The sequence below is a fragment of the Limimaricola sp. AA108-03 genome, assembly GCF_050847355.1.
Taxonomy (GTDB): Bacteria; Pseudomonadota; Alphaproteobacteria; order Rhodobacterales; family Rhodobacteraceae; genus Limimaricola.
On the sequence record NZ_CP193755.1, the window covers coordinates 1,024,184 to 1,040,033 of the forward strand.

General features: G+C 67.4%; 14 protein-coding genes. 12 read left to right on the top strand and 2 right to left on the bottom strand.

Annotated elements, in window-relative coordinates; translation table 11 throughout:
- Positions 1-106 precede the first annotated feature (106 nt).
- The 5 genes from mgtE (at position 107) to ACRAQ3_RS05100 (ending at position 5,680) form a co-directional block, all read left to right on the top strand.
- Complete coding sequence (mgtE, locus tag ACRAQ3_RS05080) at positions 107-1,495, top strand: magnesium transporter (RefSeq protein WP_269396989.1); 1,389 nt, start codon at positions 107-109, stop codon at positions 1,493-1,495.
- A complete protein-coding gene (locus ACRAQ3_RS05085; protein WP_432255892.1) occupies positions 1,492-2,058 on the top strand; it encodes a 5-formyltetrahydrofolate cyclo-ligase in 567 nt (188 codons plus the stop codon). Before mgtE ends, ACRAQ3_RS05085 begins: the two co-directional genes overlap by 4 nt.
- A gap of 136 nt (positions 2,059-2,194) precedes the next feature.
- A complete protein-coding gene (locus ACRAQ3_RS05090) occupies positions 2,195-3,010 on the top strand; it encodes a TIGR00282 family metallophosphoesterase (protein WP_432255893.1) in 816 nt (271 codons plus the stop codon).
- Between the two features lie 66 nt (positions 3,011-3,076).
- A complete protein-coding gene (locus tag ACRAQ3_RS05095; protein ID WP_269396986.1) occupies positions 3,077-4,855 on the top strand; it encodes an SLC13 family permease in 1,779 nt (592 codons plus the stop codon).
- Between the two features lie 75 nt (positions 4,856-4,930).
- The gene (locus ACRAQ3_RS05100) at positions 4,931-5,680 is read left to right on the top strand and encodes a YebC/PmpR family DNA-binding transcriptional regulator (RefSeq protein ID WP_269396985.1); all 750 of its coding nucleotides are present in this window, start codon (positions 4,931-4,933) and stop codon (positions 5,678-5,680) included.
- A gap of 68 nt (positions 5,681-5,748) precedes the next feature.
- On the opposite strand, the gene ACRAQ3_RS05105 is transcribed toward ACRAQ3_RS05100, so the two are convergent.
- Positions 5,749-6,354, bottom strand: coding sequence for a LysE family translocator (locus tag ACRAQ3_RS05105; protein WP_432255894.1), 606 nt, complete (start codon positions 6,352-6,354; stop codon positions 5,749-5,751).
- A gap of 631 nt (positions 6,355-6,985) precedes the next feature.
- Complete coding sequence (locus tag ACRAQ3_RS05110; protein WP_269396983.1) at positions 6,986-7,195, bottom strand: DUF1127 domain-containing protein; 210 nt, start codon at positions 7,193-7,195, stop codon at positions 6,986-6,988.
- Positions 7,196-7,513: 318 nt separating this feature from the next.
- Here ACRAQ3_RS05110 and ACRAQ3_RS05115 point away from each other — a divergent pair, with 318 nt between their 5' ends.
- The 7 genes from ACRAQ3_RS05115 (at position 7,514) to ACRAQ3_RS05145 (ending at position 15,848) form a co-directional block, all read left to right on the top strand.
- On the top strand, positions 7,514-8,617 hold the full coding sequence (locus ACRAQ3_RS05115) for an Mrp/NBP35 family ATP-binding protein (protein ID WP_269396982.1): 1,104 nt from the start codon (positions 7,514-7,516) through the stop codon (positions 8,615-8,617).
- A 662-nt stretch (positions 8,618-9,279) separates the two neighbouring features.
- Complete coding sequence (locus ACRAQ3_RS05120) at positions 9,280-9,774, top strand: division/cell wall cluster transcriptional repressor MraZ (protein WP_085894713.1); 495 nt, start codon at positions 9,280-9,282, stop codon at positions 9,772-9,774.
- Positions 9,775-9,777: 3 nt separating this feature from the next.
- Positions 9,778-10,752: a 16S rRNA (cytosine(1402)-N(4))-methyltransferase RsmH gene (rsmH, locus tag ACRAQ3_RS05125; RefSeq protein WP_432255895.1), complete on the top strand. Its 975-nt coding sequence runs from the start codon at positions 9,778-9,780 to the stop codon at positions 10,750-10,752.
- The gene (ftsL, locus tag ACRAQ3_RS05130; protein WP_085894715.1) at positions 10,749-11,108 is read left to right on the top strand and encodes a cell division protein FtsL; all 360 of its coding nucleotides are present in this window, start codon (positions 10,749-10,751) and stop codon (positions 11,106-11,108) included. The genes rsmH and ftsL overlap by 4 nt, the downstream gene beginning before the upstream one ends.
- Positions 11,105-12,889 (top strand): peptidoglycan D,D-transpeptidase FtsI family protein, encoded by a 1,785-nt coding sequence (locus ACRAQ3_RS05135; RefSeq protein ID WP_432255896.1) that lies wholly within the window; start codon positions 11,105-11,107, stop codon positions 12,887-12,889. Before ftsL ends, ACRAQ3_RS05135 begins: the two co-directional genes overlap by 4 nt.
- A gap of 17 nt (positions 12,890-12,906) precedes the next feature.
- A complete protein-coding gene (locus tag ACRAQ3_RS05140; protein ID WP_432255897.1) occupies positions 12,907-14,409 on the top strand; it encodes a UDP-N-acetylmuramoyl-L-alanyl-D-glutamate--2,6-diaminopimelate ligase in 1,503 nt (500 codons plus the stop codon).
- A complete protein-coding gene (locus ACRAQ3_RS05145) occupies positions 14,406-15,848 on the top strand; it encodes a UDP-N-acetylmuramoyl-tripeptide--D-alanyl-D-alanine ligase (RefSeq protein ID WP_432255898.1) in 1,443 nt (480 codons plus the stop codon). Before ACRAQ3_RS05140 ends, ACRAQ3_RS05145 begins: the two co-directional genes overlap by 4 nt.
- Positions 15,849-15,850: the final 2 nt, after the last annotated feature.

A 15,850-nucleotide genomic window follows, 5' to 3' on the forward strand; every position in this document is an offset into this window, starting at 1 on the left:
CGAAGGATAGGAGCGGCGCGCGCGCAGGTAAATCGGCCGGTGCCCTGCGCTCCGGTTGCCGTTGCGCGAACATCCATTATGGTCCGCGCCAACACCGGGAGATGTCATGGACGACCAGATCGAAAGCCACGAGCCGGACAGCGACGAGGACGATTTCGGCCTTCCGGCGCGGCTCTTCGACGAGGTGCTCGACGCGGTCGAGGCCGGCGATGCGGCGCGGCTCGACACGATCTTCGCGCCGCTCCACCCCGCCGATATCGCTGACCTGCTTGAGCAGATCGACGCGCGAGATCGCCGCGCGCTGCTGGCCCTTTGGAAGGGCGGGATGGATGGCGAGATCCTCTCGGAACTCGACGACAACCTTCGCGAGGAGATCATCCAGTCGCTCGCGCCGACGGAGCTGGCCGAGGCGGTTCGCGAACTCGAATCCGATGACGTGGTCGACCTCGTCGAGTATCTCGACGAGGATCAGCAGGCCGCCGTGCTCGACGCGCTGGCCGCCACCGACCGGATCGCGGTCGAAAAGGCGCTGGCCTATCCGGAGGAATCCGCCGGCCGCCTGATGCAGGTCGAGGTGGTGCGCGCGCCCGAACATTGGACCGTGGGCGAGGCGATCGATTTCCTGCGCCGCTCGGATACGCTGCCGGATCAGTTCTACCACGTCATGCTAGTCGATCCGCGCATGAAGCCCGTGGGCTACGTGCAGATCGGGCGGCTCCTGTCCAAGCCCCGCTCGACGCCACTGCGCGACATCACCGAAGAGAGCTTTCGCACCTTTCATATCGAGGATGACGAGGGTGCGGTGGCTTACGCCTTCAACCAGTATCACCTGATCTCGGCACCGGTCGTCGATGACGACGACCGGCTGGTCGGCGTGATCACCATCGACGACGCGATGAACGTGCTCGACGAGGAGCACGAGGAGGACATCCTTCGCCTCGCCGGCGTCGGCGGCGAGAGCGAACTGTCGGATTCGGTGCGCGAAACCACCAAGCAGCGGCTGCCATGGCTCGCGGTGAATCTCGGCACGGCGATCATCGCCTCGCTGGTCATCTCGTTGTTCGAGGAGACCATCGCCGGTCTCGTGGCCCTTGCCGTGCTGATGCCGATCGTCGCCTCGATGGGCGGCAATGCGGGGACCCAGTCGCTCACCGTCGCGGTGCGCGCCATCGCCACGCGCGACCTGACCACCTCGAACGTCTGGCGGGTGATCCGGCGCGAGGTGGCGGTGGGGCTGATCAACGGGCTGGCCTTCGCCGTGGTGATGGGGATCGTCGGCCTCGTCTGGTTCGGCTCGCCGATGCTCGGCGCGGTGATCGCCGTGGCCATGGTGATCAACCTCGTGGTGGCGGGGCTGTCGGGTGTGGTCGTGCCGGTCGTGCTCGACCGCTTCGGCATCGACCCGGCACTGGCCTCGGGCACCTTCGTGACCACGGTCACGGACGTGGTGGGCTTCTTCGCCTTTCTCGGCCTCGCCTCGGTGATCCTGCTATGAGCGGCATCACCGGCCTTGCCGCTCGCAAGAAGGCCGCGCGCGAGGCGGCGTTTCTGCGCCGCGAACTGGCGCACCGTTCCGCCAGCACCCAGGCCGAACACTTGACCCGCTGGCTGCTGGAACTCCCGGCGCGACCGATCGCGGGCTACATGCCAATGCGCAGCGAGATCGACCCGCTGCCCGCCATGGAGGCCGCATCCTCCCATGCACGCATCGGCGTGCCGGTGATCGAGGGGGCGGGGCGGCCGCTGCGGTTTCGCGAATGGACCCCGGGCTGCGCGCTCGAAGAGGGGCATTTCGGCGCGCATGTCCCGGTGGCGGGCGAGTGGATCACGCCCGAGATCGTCATCGTGCCGCTGGTGGCCTTCGACCGGCATGGGCACAGGCTCGGCTATGGCGGCGGTTTCTACGACCGGACACTTGAACGGTTGCGGGCCTCGGGTCCGGTCACGGCGGTGGGTTTCGCCTTCGCCGCGCAGGAGGCGGAGGAGATTCCGGTCGAACCCACGGACCAACCGCTGGACCTGATCGTGACCGAAACCGGAATCGTCGTACCGGGCTGAGCCGGGCTGGCGGAACGGGCGGTTCGTTACGGCCCCTGCCGGCGGATCGGGCGGTTCGCGCGGCATCGCAACGTGACATCGCATGGTGGCGACGCTTCGCTTGCCCTTTGCAAATGGCCGCCCTAACACCGACGGAATGAAAATATTGTTCCTTGGCGACGTGATGGGTCGCGGTGGCCGGCAGGCCGTGGCGGAGCGGCTCCCGGGCCTGCGCCGCGACTGGCGGCTCGATTTCGTGGTGGTCAACGGCGAGAACGCCACCGGCGGGCGCGGTCTCTCGACCGAGCATGCCAAGGGCCTTCTCGAAGCGGGCGCCGATGTCATCACGCTGGGCGATCATGCCTTCGACCAGAAGGACATGCTGCGGTTCTGCGAGGCCGAGCCGCGTATCATCCGGCCGCTGAACTACTCCAAATCCGCCCCCGGCACCGGCGCGCGGGTGTTCGAGGCGACGCGGGGCCGCAAGGTTCTGGTGGCGCAGGTTCTGGGGCAGGTCTTCATGAGCCGTCCCTATGACGATCCCTTCTCGGCGTTGGAGCCGGTACTCAAGGCGCACCCGCCGGGGGGCGCGGTCGCGGCGAGCCTGATCGACATCCATTGCGAGGCGACGAGCGAGAAGATGGGCGTGGGGCATTTCTGCGACGGTCGCGCCTCGATCGTGGTGGGGACTCACACCCATGTGCCCACGGCCGACACGACGATCCTGCCGCGCGGCACCGCCTTCCAGTCGGATGCCGGCATGTGCGGCGATTACGACAGCGTCATCGGCATGCAGAAGGACGAGCCGCTCAGGCGCTTCGTCACCGGCATGCCGGGCGGGCGCTTCACCCCGGCGATGGAGGAGGTCACCCTGTGCGGCCTCTATGTCGAGACCGACGACCGCACCGGCCTCGCCTCGCGGGTGGAGATGGTGCGACAGGGCGGCCGGTTGTCGCAGACAGGCCCCGCGTGAGATTTCGGCCATCGGCCATAGTAGAGTTCCGGCCGTGACACTCGGCCGCCCCGGAAGGTTTTGACGATGTTCGGCATTTCCCTGTCGTCCGAGGCCGAAGCGATCGCCGCGATGCTGATCGTGCTGGCCATGTTCCTGGCGTTCCTGCGCGAGATCTATCCCGTCGAGGTGGTGGCGATCACCGGCGCCATCACCATGCTGGTTCTGGGCATCCTGCCCGAGGCCGCAGCCATCGGCATTTTCGCCAACCCGGCCCCGTGGACCATCGCCGCGCTTTTCGTGGTGGTGGGTGCCCTCGTGCGGACCGGTGCGCTCGACTGGATCTCGGCCCAGGCCGCCCGTCATGTCGAAAAGCGTCCCAGAACGACGCTGATCACGCTCACCTTCACCGTGCTCGCCATGTCGGCCTTCATCAACAACACGCCGATCGTGGTGGTGATGATCCCGATCTTCGTGCGTCTTTCGGCGCAGATGGGGCATCAGCCTTCGAAGCTGCTGATCCCGCTGAGCTACTTTGCCATCTTCGGCGGCATGCTGACGCTGATCGGCACCTCGACCAACCTGCTGGTCGACGGCGTGGTGCAGGCCGCCGGCATGGAGCCTTTCGGCATCTTCGAGATCACCGGCGCCGGGCTGCTCATGGCCGGTGTAGCGGTGGCCTATCTGGGGCTGATCGGCCGCAAGCTGCTGCCGGACCGGGATTCCATGGCGGGCCTGCTTTCGGGCAAGTCGAAGATGCGCTTCTTCACCGAGGCGGTGATTCCGCCCGACAGCAACCTGATCGGCCGCGAGGTCACCGACGTGCAACTGTTCAAGCGCGAGGGCGTGCGGCTGATCGACGTGGTGCGCGGCGACGCCTCGCTCCGGCGCAACCTCACCGGCGTCACGCTCGAGGTCGGCGACCGGGTGGTGCTGCGAACCGCGATGACCGAACTTCTGTCCCTTCAGGCCAACAAGAGCCTGCGCCGCGTCGATCAGGTGTCGGCGGTGGAAACCACCACGGTCGAGGTGCTGATCACGCCCGACTGCCGCATGGTGGGCCGCAAGCTCGGCGATCTGCGCCTGCGCCGCCGCTACGGCGTCTATACCCTTGCGGTCCATCGCCGCGACAAGAACATCGGGCGCCAGATCGACGATCTGGTGGTGCGGGTCGGTGACACGCTGCTGCTCGAAGGTGCGATGGCCGACATCCAGCGACTCGCGACTGACATGAACCTCGTCAATGTCGCCCAGCCGACCGAGCGTGCCTATCGCCGCAGCCATGCGCCGATCGTGCTCGCCGTGCTCTTTGCCATCGTCGGCCTCTCGGCGATCGGTGTCGCCAACATCGCGGTAATGAGCTTCATCGGCGTGGCGGTGGTGCTGCTGACCCGCTGCATCGACGCCGACGAGGCGTTCGGCTTCATCGACGGGCGCTTGCTGGCGCTGATCTTCGGGATGCTGGCGGTGGGGGCGGGGCTCGACCACTCCGGCGCGGTATCGCTGCTGGTCGAGTGGCTGACACCCGGTCTCATGCACCTGCCGAGCTGGGCGCTGGTGCTGGTTGTCTATCTGCTGGCCTCCGTGTTGACCGAGATCGTATCGAACAACGCCGTGGCGGTGATCCTGACGCCAGTGGCGATCGGACTGGCGCAGGCTCTGGGTGTCGATCCGCGGCCGTTGATCGTGGCGGTGATGTTCGGCGCCTCGGCCGCCTTCGCGACGCCGATCGGCTATCAGACCAACACGCTGGTCTACGGGCCGGGGGGCTACAAGTTCTCCGACTTCCTGAAGATCGGCGTGCCGCTCAACGTGCTGACCGCGCTGACCGCCTCGCTGGTGATTCCACTGTTCTTCCCGCTTTGATGGACCGCTTGCCCCCTTCGCGGGGGGTGGCATATAGAGACCCGGACTTTCGCATATCACGACAGGAGCCCCGCCATGGCCGGCCATTCCAAATGGGCCAACATCCAGCACCGCAAGGGGCGGCAGGACGCCGCGCGCTCCAAGCTGTTCTCGAAGCTCTCCAAGGAGATCACCGTCGCCGCCAAGATGGGCGACCCCGATCCCGACAAGAACCCGCGCCTGCGCATGGCCGTGAAGGAGGCCAAGTCGGTCTCCGTCCCCAAGGACGTGATCGACCGCGCCATCAAGAAGTCTCAGGGCGGTGACGCGGAGAGCTATGACGAGATCCGCTACGAGGGCTACGGTCCCGGCGGCGTCGCCGTCATCGTCGAGGCGATGACCGACAACCGCAACCGGACCGCCTCGAACGTGCGCTCGACCTTCGGCAAGAGCGGCGGCAATCTCGGCGAGACCGGCTCGGTGTCCTTCATGTTCGATCGCAAGGGCGAAATCCACTACAAGGCCGAGGTCGGCGATGCCGACACGGTGATGATGGCCGCGATCGAGGCCGGCGCCGAGGATGTCGAGAGCGACGAGGACGGCCACTGGATCTACTGCGCCGACACCGATCTCAACGAGGTGGCGACGGCGCTCGAGGCTTCGCTCGGCGAGAGCGAGACCACCAAGCTGATCTGGAAGCCGCAGAACCGCACGCCGCTCGACGCCGAGGAGTTCGCCAAGCTGATGAAGCTGGTGGAAACGCTCGAGGATGACGACGACGTGCAGACCGTCACCACCAATGTCGAGGCCTCCGACGAGGTGATGCAGGCCTATGCCGAGGGCTGAGGTCTAGCCGACTGCGCGGCAAGGCGATCCGAACGCCGGGGACCTTGACGGGTCTTCGGCGTTTCGCGTTACAGCGCCGCGAGGATCGGCCACAGCGTGGCGACGAGCAGCGCCGCCATGACGATGTTGAAGATGCGCAGCCGCAGCGGGTCCGACAGCAGCCGGCGCAACCCCTGTCCCAGCACGGTCCAGAGCCCGGCCGAAACCGTGCCCATCGCCGCGAAGACCGCGACCACGAGCGCGACGCCGAACAGCCCGGCATCCCCCACATAGGCGCTGGTCGCGGTCACCGACATCGCCCATGCCTTGGGGTTGACCCATTGGAAGGCCGCGGCCTGCAGGAAGGTCAGCGGCCGCCCTTCGGTCTCGGGTGCGTCCGCCGATTTCGGGGCGGCCGTGGCGATCTTCCAGGCCAGCCAGAGCAGGAATCCGATCGAGATGACCCGGAGCACGGTGGTCAGCACCGGCCAGATCTCGAACACCCGCGCCAGCCCTAGCCCGACGAGCCCCGCCATCGCGGCGAAGCCAAGCGCCACCCCCGCCATGTGCGGCACCGAGCGGCGCAGGCCGAAATTGGCGCCGGATGCCATGAGCATCAGGTTGTTCGGCCCCGGGGTGAACAGGGTGACGAGGGCGAAGCCCATCAAGGCAGGGAGGAGCGAGTGCGCGGTCATGCGCGCCAATCTGCACCGCGGGGCGAAAATGGAAAGGCCCAAAACGAGAAACGGCGACGCCCAGGGAGGAGGAGGGGCGCCGCCGTCTGTACCGGTCGGCGGATCCTCAGGGAGGAGGAGGAGAACCCGCTGCCGTCTCGGTCGACCGGCACGAACCAGGGAGGAGGAGGGCCCGGCCGGTCTATGCAACGAATGCCGTTTTGGGAGGAGGGGCATCCGTATCCTGTGCGACCGGCGGGGTCAGGGAGGAGGAGGACCCCGCCGGTCTGATGCGCGCCGTTCCAGGGAGGAGGAGGGAACGGCCCGTATTCGAATTTCGCGAGCGACGGGACAGGGAGGAGGAGGTCCCGTCGCTCTGATCCGCGTGCGCTCCAAGGGAGGAGGAGAAGCGCCCGTGGTGTGCGACCGGCTGGGTCAGGGAGGAGGAGGACCCTGCCGGTCTGATCTACGTGCACGCCCCAGGGAGGAGGAGGGGGCGGCCCGTAACTCTGTCGTTCTTCAAGGCGACGGCATCAGGGAGGAGGAAGATGCCGTCGCCTCGTTGCGGGCCACCCAGGGAGGAGGAGGGGCGGGACCGCGGCTCGCGACCGGTTCAGGGAGGAGGAGGAACCGGTCGGGAACTGGGAAACTTTTACTTGGCCTCGGCGGCCTCGATCGCGATCCGCTTGATCATCGAGCGGCTGATGCCGAGATCGGCGAGGTCGCGATCGGTCAGCGCCTGCAGCTCGTTATAAGTCGAGCGATAGATCTTGTTCTTCGCCACGCGGTCGGCCAGAGTGGCGCGGAAGGCGGCGATGCGCTGGCCAAGGCCGGCGCTGCGGGTTTCGGTCGTGTATGCCATGTCGCATACCTCTTTCATTCGGGGCCCAATCGGCGGGCCGGTCTGCTCGGTTCTGGTCGATCCCAGATCTCGGGACCGGTCGTCGAAGGCGCCGTATTGCGTCTTCGAGGATCAAAATAGCCACGTGCTGCGGATGCACAATCCCTCGGAACGGCAATGCTGCTATGCAGCGAGCGCATGGTAAAAATTTCATGAAAACATGGACTTCCTTAGCGTAACGTCAGGGTTTTCATGGCTGCTTGCGCATTGGGCGGCAAAGCACGAGTCTTGCGCGGCAATCGGGCAGCGCCCTGATGGAACATAGGAAACGGAACCGAGATGACAGTGACGCGTGACCAAATCCTCGACGAATTGCGCCGCATCGGGCTGCCCGGTGGCGGCGATCTGGTGACGCGCGACATGGTCCGCGCCATTGGAATCGATGGCGGCCATGTGCGGTTCGTCATCGAGGCTCCCGATTCCGACGCCGCGCGCGGCATGGAGCCGGTCCGCCGGGCGGCCGAGGCCGCTGTGGCGGCGCTTTCCGGCGTCGACCATGTCAGCGTTCTGCTGACGGCGCATGGTCCGGCGAGCCCCGCCGCGAGGCAGGCGCCGCAGGGCGAGGCGCCCTCGCTCAAGATCGGTCGTCATCCGACGCCGCAGGCCCCCGGTCAGACCGGGCCGCAACGGGTCGCCGGAGTCGACCGCATCCTCGCGGTCGGATCCGGCAAGGGCGGGGTGGGCAAATCGACCGTCGCCTCGAATCTCGCCGTGGCGCTGGCGCGCCAGGGGCGGCGCGTGGGGTTGCTCGACGCCGACATCTATGGCCCCTCGCAGCCCCGCATGATGGGGGTGAACAAGCGCCCCGGCTCGCCGGACGGCAAGACCATCGAGCCGCTGCATGCGCATGGCGTCACCATGATGTCGATCGGGCTCATGGTGGATCCCGACAAGGCGGTGGTCTGGCGCGGACCGATGCTGATGGGGGCGCTGCAGCAGTTGATCGGCCAGGTGGCCTGGGGCGAGCTCGACGTGCTGATCGTCGACCTGCCGCCCGGCACCGGCGACGTGCAGCTTACATTGTGCCAGCGCACGCATCTGACCGGCGCGCTCGTGGTGTCGACGCCGCAGGACGTGGCGCTGCTCGACGCGCGCAAGGCGATCGACATGTTCAAGACGCTCAAGACCCCGGTGCTGGGCCTGATCGAGAACATGTCTCTATATATATGCCCGCAATGCGGCCACGAGGCACATATCTTCGGTCATGGTGGAGTGGGGCTCGAGGCCGAGCGGCTGGGCGTGCCTCTGTTGGGCAGCTTGCCCATCGATCTCGACACCCGTCTCGCGGGCGACGCGGGGACACCCGTGGCGGCCGGTGAAGGGGCCATGTCCGAGGCCTATGCCAAGATCGCGCGCGGGCTGATCGCAGGCGGCATGGCCTGATCGCGCCCCGGTCCGGGATCTCATGGGATCTCGGGCCGGGAACTCATGGAACCTCTGGGCCGTTATCCGAATCGAGCCTGTCGATTCGGGCAGGTTGGTAAGGTTATCCCCGGTCTTATCCACAACTTAGGCGACTCTGTTGAGAATGTGGGGCTTTTTGCCGATCCCTGCGCGGGATCCTGCTAAGCGAACCGCGCCGCTCTTTTGGAAAGGCGAGGATTTTAGGTCACAATCTTAGATCGCAATATCTTGTATTCAGTTCGACATGATCTCTAGATCGTGTGGTTTTCCGGCGAAATCAGCGTAATTCGCGGGAGGCGAGCGGCAAACACTGTCCCTCGAACCGGCATTTTAGACCTGAAATTTGTTGCCTCCCATGAATTCCCATGGCATCCCTGTGGCCAAGGAAACGGTGGACAAACGGACTAGGGGCACCAAGACCCCATCGGCAAAAAATTAGCAGGTTCATACAGGCAACCCGCTGTTTTCTAACAAGAGATCCGGCGCGCGAGCGAGCAGACATCCCCCCAGGTGGCGCGCGCGATCGGACATCCCGGAAACGGGACGATGCGGCGGATCGAGCAGTGGCAGCAGCTCGGTCCGCCGTTTTCGTATCACGAGGTCTCTGACCTGGGCGGGCATGGGCAAGGGTCTCGATACGCGTGCTGGGTTTCACCGGAGAGTATCCGCAGAAGATCGACGGGAAAGGGCGCATGTCCATCCCGGCCGACTTCCGCCGCGTGCTCGAAGCCGGTGATCCGGATTGGACCGAGGGACTTTCTCCCAAGCTTTACCTGCAGTTCGGTGACCATCTTAAGGACAACCTGCGGGTCTACTCGGTCGAGGAGTTCGACCGTATCGCGGCCCAGATCCGGGCCATGCCTGCCGGCTCCAAGCAAAAGCAGATGGTCAGCCGACTCTATCTGGGCCAGTCGATGAAGCTCGAGGTCGACCGCGACGGCCGGATCGTCATGCCGATCCGCCAGCGTCGCAAGCTCGGGTTGGAGCAGGGCGAGGTTCTGTTCATGGGCGTCGGCGACTATTTCGAAATCTGGAAGGCCGACACCTTCGAGCAGACCGTGGGCCAGGAGGTCACCGACTGGCTCGAGGAACAGCCCGAGGGCTTCGACCCGCTCAGCCTCGTGGAAGGGCTCTGAACCATGACCGATGCGCCTCATGTGCCGGTATTGCTGCGGCCGCTGATCGCGGCGCTGCAACCGATCCAGGGGGTCTGGCTCGACGGCACCTTCGGTGCGGGCGGCTATACGCGGGCGCTGCTCGATGCCGGCGCCGACAAGGTATTCGCGGTGGATCGCGATCCCTCGACCTTCGAGATGGCCAGGGCCTGGGCCGGGCAGCATGGCGACCGGCTGCAGTTGCGCGAGGGGCGATTCTCTCAACTCGATCAGCTTGCGGGCGAGCCGCTCGACGGCGTGGTGCTCGATCTCGGCGTCTCCTCGATGCAGATCGACCAGCCCGAGCGGGGCTTCTCCTTCCAGAAGGACGGCCCCCTCGACATGCGCATGGGCACGACCGGCCCCTCGGCCGCCGATATCGTCAACGAGGCGGACGAGGCGCATCTCGCGCGGATCCTGTTTCTCTATGGCGAGGAGCGGCAGAGCCGCCGCATCGCCCGCGCCATCGTCGCCGCGCGCCCCGTCACCACGACGCTGCAGCTGGCCGAAATCATCGCGCGCTGCCTGCCGCGCCAGAAGCCGGGCCAGTCCAATCCGGCGACCCGTAGCTTCCAGGCGCTGCGCATCGCGGTGAACGAGGAATATGACGAGCTCTACGAGGGGCTCGCCGCGGCCGAGCGGGCGCTGAAGCCCGGCGGGCTGCTGGGCGTCGTGACCTTCCATTCGGTCGAGGACCGCATGGTCAAGCGCTTCATGCAGCTGCGCGCCGGTGCCACCGGCAACGCCAACCGCTTCGCCCCCGAGGTCGAGGGGCCGCCGCCGGCCTTCGAACTGGTCGGGCGCAAGGCCGCCGGGCCCGACGACGAGGAACTGGCCGCCAACCCGCGCGCGCGCTCGGCGCGGCTTAGGGTGGCGCGGCGCACCACAGCCCCGGCGGGGCGGGCCGATCCGGCCGCGCTGGGCATGCCTATTCTGGACAAAGGGGAGAAACGTCGATGAGGGGCGTGATCTACGTGCTGTCGGCGCTGGCCGTCGTCGCCTTGGGCTTCTGGGCCTATCAGGAGAATTACAGCACGCAGCAGAGCCTGCGCGAAGTGCGCCAGCTCTATGCGCGGATCGGCGCGGCACATGCCCGTCTGGGCATGCTCAACGCCGAATGGGCCTATCTCAACCGTCCCGACCGGCTACGCGACCTCGCCGACCTGAACTTCGACCGGCTGGGTCTGCTGCCGCTGCGCCCCGAGGCCTTTGGCCAGATCGAACAGGTGGGCTTTCCGCCCGAAATGCTGCCGCCGATCATGAACCCGGTCGAGGTGTCCTCGGCCTTCATGAACACCGATGAGGAACCGCTGTGATCAGACGGCCATTGCGCCCGCTGGCGCGAATCCTCAAGGCGCGCGAGCGCGGCGAGAATCCCGACGCGATCGAGCGCGAGAACCTGCGACTGCGTCACGAGGAAAACCGCGACCGCGCCCGTTCGCGCGCCGAGGGCCGGCTCTTGGTGCTGGGCGGCTTCTTCTTCCTCGCCTTCGGGGCCATCGGCCTGAAGATGGGTGGTATGGCAGGCGCGCCCGCCGAGGAGCCCCGCGCGTCCGCGTCCGGCAACCCGATCATTGCCCAGCGCGCCGACATCACTGATCGCAAGGGTCGGATCCTCGCCACCAATCTCGATACCTACGCGCTCTATGCGCAGCCGCCGCAGATGGTCGACCCGGTTCGCTCGGCGGCCGAACTGGTGCGGATCTTCCCCGAACTCGACGAGCAGGAACTGCTCGAGGATTTCACCGGCCCGCGCAAGTTCATGTGGATCCGCAAGCAGATCAGCCCCGAGCAGCGTCAGGCGGTGCATGACATCGGCGATCCCGGCCTGCTGTTCGGTCCGCGTGAAATGCGGATCTATCCGAACGGACCGATCGCCGCGCATATCCTCGGCGGGGCCAGCTATGGCCGCGAAGGGGTCTCATCGGCCGAGGTGATCGGCGTCGCGGGTGTGGAGCGCCGATTCGATGCCTATCTGCGCGATCCCGCCAATGAAGGGGCTCCGCTCCGGCTGTCTCTCGACCTTACCGTGCAATCTGCGGTCGAGGAGGTCCTGCTGGGCGGCATGAATCTGCTCAACGCGCGCGGCGCGGCGGCGGTGCTGATGGAGGCCAAGACAGGCGAGATCGTCGCCATGGCGAGCCTGCCGGATTTCGACCCGAACAACCGGCCCCGGCCACTGACCAAGGGCTCCCCCGCCGACAGCCCGCTCTTCAACCGCATGGTGCAGGGCGTCTATGAACTGGGCTCGGTGTTCAAGATCTTCGCCGTGGCGCAGGGGCTCGAGATGGGCCTGATCCAGCCCTCGACCATGATCGACACCAAGGGTCCGATGACCTGGGGCCGGTTCCGAATCCGCGACTTCCACGATTACGGCCCGCAGCTCTCGGCCACCGACGTGATCGTCGAAAGCTCCAACATCGGCACCTCGCGCATCGCGCTGATGTTCGGCGCGGAGAAGCAGCGGGAATTCCTGGGAGAGCTCGGCATGCTCGAACCCACCGCGGTGGAGATGATCGAGGCACCCACCGGCAAGCCGTTGCTGCCGGCGCAGTGGTCCGAGATCTCGACCATGACCATCTCCTATGGCCACGGCCTCTCGGTCACGCCGCTGCATCTCGCCGCCGGTTACGCGACGCTGGCCAATGGCGGCCTCAAGGTCACGCCGACGCTGCTGCACAAGGCCAACCGTGCGCCCGGGGAGCGGGTGGTCAGCGAGCAGACCGCCGCCGCGACCCGCGCCATGCTCCGCGCCGTTGTCAGCCGCGGTACGGCGAGCCTGGGTGATGTCGAGGGCTACGAGGTCGGTGGCAAGACCGGCACCGCCGACAAGCCCAAGGAAAACGGCGGCGGCTATTACAAGGACAAGGTGATCTCGACCTTCGCCGGCATGTTCCCGGCCACCGATCCGAAATACGTCTTCGTGGTGACCTTCGACGAGCCCGTGGAAACCACGGGTTCGATCCCGCGCCGTACCGCTGGCTGGACCGCCGTACCGGTGGCCGCCGAGATGATCCGGCGCACGGCACCGCTGCTGGGGCTCCGGCCGCAGGTTGAAGGTGCGCCCTATGAGGGTATATCGCTGGCCGCGAACTAGGGCGGCGAGGGGCTAACATGGACGGCAAACAGGCCACGCTGGCCGAATTGGGGCTGACGGCGCAAGGCGGCCGCGAGGCACGCCTGACCGGGCTTTCGGTGGATAGCCGCGAGGTGCGGCCGGGTCATCTCTTCGCGGCGCTGCCGGGCAGCGTCGCGCATGGGGCAGGCTTCGTCGAACTGGCGCTCGAAAAGGGCGCTGTCGCGATTCTCACCGATACCGAAGGCGCCCGCATCGCCGCGCCCGCGCTGTCGGGCAGCGAGGTGGCGCTGATCGTCGCCGAGGAGCCGCGACAGGCGCTGGCGCGTGCCGCCGCGCTGTGGTTCGGCCCGGCGCCGGAAACCATCGTCGCCGTCACTGGCACCAACGGCAAGACCTCCGTCTCGACCTTCGCGCGCCAGATCTGGGTCGCGATGGGTCGCCGCGCCGTCAATCTCGGCACCACCGGTGTCGAGGGGGCATGGACCCACCCGCTCAAGCACACGACGCCCGAGCCGATCACGCTGCATCGGGCGCTGGCCCAGGCCGCGCGCGAGGGCGTGACCCATGTGGCGATGGAAGCCTCCAGCCACGGGCTCGATCAGCACCGGCTCGACGGGGTGATCCCGGCCGCCGCGGGCTTCACCAATTTCAGCCAGGACCATCTCGACTATCACCACAGCTTCGAGGCCTATTTCGAGGCCAAGCTGGCTCTGTTCGACCGGGTGCTGCCCGATGAGGGCGTGGTCGCGGTCAATCTCGACGATCCCAAGGGTGCCGAGATCGCCCGGCGCTGCGCCGCGCGCGGCCAAGAGGTGATCGGGGTCGGTCGTGCCGAGGGGGCGCGGCTCAGGCTTCTGGCGCAACGCTTCGACGCCACTGGGCAGGAGCTGCGTTTCGCCTGGCAGGGCACGGCCCGGATGTGCCGGCTCGATCTCGTCGGCGGTTTCCAGGCCGAGAACGTGCTTCTGGCCGCCGCTCTCGTCATCGGCGCGGGGGAAGACCCCGACGAGGTATTCCGGGCGCTGCCGGAACTGACCACGGTGCGCGGGCGGATGCAGCTCGCCGCCCAGCGCGGCAATGGCGGCACCGTCTTCGTGGATTACGCCCATACGCCCGACGCGGTGGAGACGGCGCTCAAGGCGCTGCGCCCGCACGTCATGGGACGGATCATCGCCATCGTCGGCGCGGGCGGTGACCGAGATCGCAGCAAGCGACCGCTGATGGGCGCGGCCGCCGCTCACAACGCCGAAGCGGTGATCGTCACCGACGACAACCCCCGGAGCGAGGATCCCGCAGCGATTCGCGCCGCCGTGATGGCGGGCGCGCGCGGCGTGGTGGGCGGCGCCGAGAGCATTACCGAGACGGGCGACCGCGCCGAGGCGATCCTGCGCGGTGTCGATGCGCTGGGGCCGGGCGATGCGCTGCTGATCTGCGGCAAGGGTCACGAGACCGGTCAGATCGTCGGCGACGACATCCTGCCCTTCGACGATGCCGAGCAGGCTTCGGTCGCCGTGGCCGCGCTGGAGGGTCACGCATGACGCTCTGGACCGCAGCCGACGCCGCCGCCGCGACCGGTGGGCGCGCCACCACGGAATGGAGTGCCACAGGCGTCTCGATCGACACGCGCACCCTGAAGCCCGGCGATCTCTTCGTGGCGCTGGAGGCGGCGCGAGACGGGCATGATTTCGTGGCGCAGGCGCTCGAGAAAGGCGCCGCGGCCGCGATGGTGAGCCGCGTTCCGGAGGGCGTGGCCGAAGACGCGCCGCTCCTGCTCGTCGATTACGTGCTGCCGGCGCTGGAACGGCTCGGCATCGCGGGCCGTGCCCGGACCCGGGCCCGCGTCGCCGCGATCACCGGTTCGGTCGGCAAGACCTCGACCAAGGAGATGCTGCGCGCGGCGCTCGAGGGGCAGGGGCGCGTCCATGCCGCCGAGGCGAGCTACAACAACCATTGGGGCGTGCCGTTGACGCTGGCGCGGATGCCCGCCGATACCGACTTCGCGGTCATCGAGATCGGCATGAACCACCCCGGCGAGATCGCGCCGCTGGCACGCATGGCGCGTCCGCATGTGGCGATGATCACGACCGTCGCCGCCGTCCATCTCGAGGCCTTCGAGAATGTCGAGGGAATCGCGCGCGAAAAGGCCGCGATCTTCGAGGGGCTGGAGCCGGGCGGCTGCGCCGTGGTCAATGGCGACCTGCCGACCAGTCCGATCCTGCGCGCCGCGGCCCGGGCCGCAGGGGCGCGGATCATCGGTTTCGGCAACGGCGTCAGCAACCACCACCGGCTCAAGGAAGCGCATGTGCGCGACGGAGTCACGGTGGGGCGGGCCCGGCTGTGGCGCACCGAGGTGTCGCTCAAGGTCGCGACCGAGGGGCGGCATTTCATGGTCAATGCGCTGGGCGTCATCGCCGTGGCGCAGGCACTGGGCGCCGACCGTGCGCGTGCGATCTGCAACCTTTCGGCCTGGGCGCCGCCCGCCGGCCGCGGGACCCGTGAGACGGTGGTGATCGATCCCGCCCGCGACGGCGAGACGCTGGAACTGATCGACGACGCCTTCAACGCCAACCCGACCTCGCTTTCGGCCGCGCTCGCGGTGCTGGCTGCGGCGCAGACCCGCGACGGCGTGGGCCGGGTGCATCGCGGCCGCCGCATCGCGATTCTCGGCGACATGCTGGAGCTAGGCCCGCGCGAGCGCGCGATGCATGCAGAGATGGCCGCAGATCCGTCGATGGCGGCGCTCAGGACCGTGCATTGCGTGGGACCGAGAATGCGCGCGTTGCACGAGGCGCTGCCCGATGCGCGGCGCGGCCGCTGGGTCGAGAAGGTCGAGGAGTTGATCCCCGAAACCGCGCGGCTGGTCGATTCCGGCGATGTCGTGCTGGTCAAGGGCTCCAAGGGCAGCCATGTCAGCCGTCTTGTTGACGCGATCCGCAAACTGGGGCAACGGACCCTCTCCGGCGACAAGGAGGCCTGAGG

What these genes read in the sequence shown, in the direction of transcription:
- ACRAQ3_RS05110 (WP_269396983.1), bottom strand. Translation starts at nt 7,195, where the DNA reads ATGGCATACACGACCGAAACCCGCAGCGCCGGCCTTGGCCAGCGCATC.
- mgtE (WP_269396989.1), top strand. Translation starts at nt 107, where the DNA reads ATGGACGACCAGATCGAAAGCCACGAGCCGGACAGCGACGAGGACGAT.
- ACRAQ3_RS05090 (WP_432255893.1), top strand. Translation starts at nt 2,195, where the DNA reads ATGAAAATATTGTTCCTTGGCGACGTGATGGGTCGCGGTGGCCGGCAG.
- ACRAQ3_RS05105 (WP_432255894.1), bottom strand. Translation starts at nt 6,354, where the DNA reads ATGACCGCGCACTCGCTCCTCCCTGCCTTGATGGGCTTCGCCCTCGTC.
- ACRAQ3_RS05145 (WP_432255898.1), top strand. Translation starts at nt 14,406, where the DNA reads ATGACGCTCTGGACCGCAGCCGACGCCGCCGCCGCGACCGGTGGGCGC.
- ACRAQ3_RS05100 (WP_269396985.1), top strand. Translation starts at nt 4,931, where the DNA reads ATGGCCGGCCATTCCAAATGGGCCAACATCCAGCACCGCAAGGGGCGG.
- ACRAQ3_RS05115 (WP_269396982.1), top strand. Translation starts at nt 7,514, where the DNA reads ATGACAGTGACGCGTGACCAAATCCTCGACGAATTGCGCCGCATCGGG.
- ftsL (WP_085894715.1), top strand. Translation starts at nt 10,749, where the DNA reads ATGAGGGGCGTGATCTACGTGCTGTCGGCGCTGGCCGTCGTCGCCTTG.
- ACRAQ3_RS05095 (WP_269396986.1), top strand. Translation starts at nt 3,077, where the DNA reads ATGTTCGGCATTTCCCTGTCGTCCGAGGCCGAAGCGATCGCCGCGATG.
- rsmH (WP_432255895.1), top strand. Translation starts at nt 9,778, where the DNA reads ATGACCGATGCGCCTCATGTGCCGGTATTGCTGCGGCCGCTGATCGCG.
- ACRAQ3_RS05140 (WP_432255897.1), top strand. Translation starts at nt 12,907, where the DNA reads ATGGACGGCAAACAGGCCACGCTGGCCGAATTGGGGCTGACGGCGCAA.
- ACRAQ3_RS05085 (WP_432255892.1), top strand. Translation starts at nt 1,492, where the DNA reads ATGAGCGGCATCACCGGCCTTGCCGCTCGCAAGAAGGCCGCGCGCGAG.